Annotated in this window: 2 protein-coding genes and 1 rRNA gene; 1 reads left to right on the top strand and 2 read right to left on the bottom strand. The window is 54.2% G+C overall.

Translation table 11 applies throughout. The features are described from left to right. The coding region (locus AB4Z27_RS29265) for an IS3 family transposase (RefSeq protein ID WP_441592170.1) at positions 1-116 on the top strand (116 nt) is incomplete at its 5' end. Positions 117-181: 65 nt separating this feature from the next. Here AB4Z27_RS29265 and AB4Z27_RS29260 read toward each other — a convergent pair. Beyond that, positions 182-484 carry a GIY-YIG nuclease family protein gene (locus AB4Z27_RS29260; RefSeq protein ID WP_092296124.1) on the bottom strand — a complete coding sequence of 101 codons (303 nt, stop codon included), beginning with the start codon at positions 482-484 and terminating at the stop codon, positions 182-184. A 99-nt stretch (positions 485-583) separates the two neighbouring features. Next, positions 584-677, bottom strand: a 5S ribosomal RNA gene (rrf, locus tag AB4Z27_RS29255); the annotation flags it as partial.

The following is a 677-nucleotide window of genomic DNA, read 5'->3' as shown; positions in this document are numbered from 1 at the left end:
AGCAACTGCAGGATGGACTGCGCCAATACATTCACTACTACAATCATGACCGCATCAAGCTCAAACTAAAAGGGCTGAGTCCTGTGCAATACAGGACTCAGCCCTTTCCGGCCTAGCCATCAACCGTCCAACTTCTGGGGGTCAGTTCAATTTGCCGGCGGTTTTGTTTTTATGCTTGTTTTTATGCGCTGTCTTCCGTTTCGAGCATCGCGCAGAATGCGCGCTTTTGCACGGCCGACATGCGCTTGGTGGCCAACTCGGCTTTCAACGCTTCTGACTTGTTATCGTAGCGAAGCCATCCAAGCAGGCGCGTAGGTTTGCGGGAGCGTGTGTATTTGGCACCAATCCCCGCAAGGTGCTGGGCATAACGGCGCTGGACGTCAGTGGTAATCCCTGTGTAGATCGAATTGCCTTCGCATTCGAGCAGGTAGAGATACCAGGGCGTTGCCTCGGCACAAGCGAGGTCTTCTTCGTCAGAGGGCATGGCACGCAGATCATAAGCGTTTTCGTCACGAAAATGCCAATCGGAGCCCACAAAGCAAAACCCCCAGCCTTTATGGGGCTGGGGGTTCTGGGTATAAGAGCCTGGCGATGACCTACTTTCACACGGGTAGTCCGCACTATCATCGGCGCAAAGTCGTTTCACGGTCCTGTTCGGGATGGGAAGGGGTGGTTCC

Origin of the sequence: Cupriavidus sp. KB_39 (assembly GCF_052114485.1) — a bacterium.
In the GTDB taxonomy this organism is placed as follows: Bacteria; Pseudomonadota; Gammaproteobacteria; order Burkholderiales; family Burkholderiaceae; genus Cupriavidus.
The sequence above is the reverse complement of the archived record's forward strand: the minus strand, read 5'-3'. Positions and strand labels throughout refer to the sequence as shown.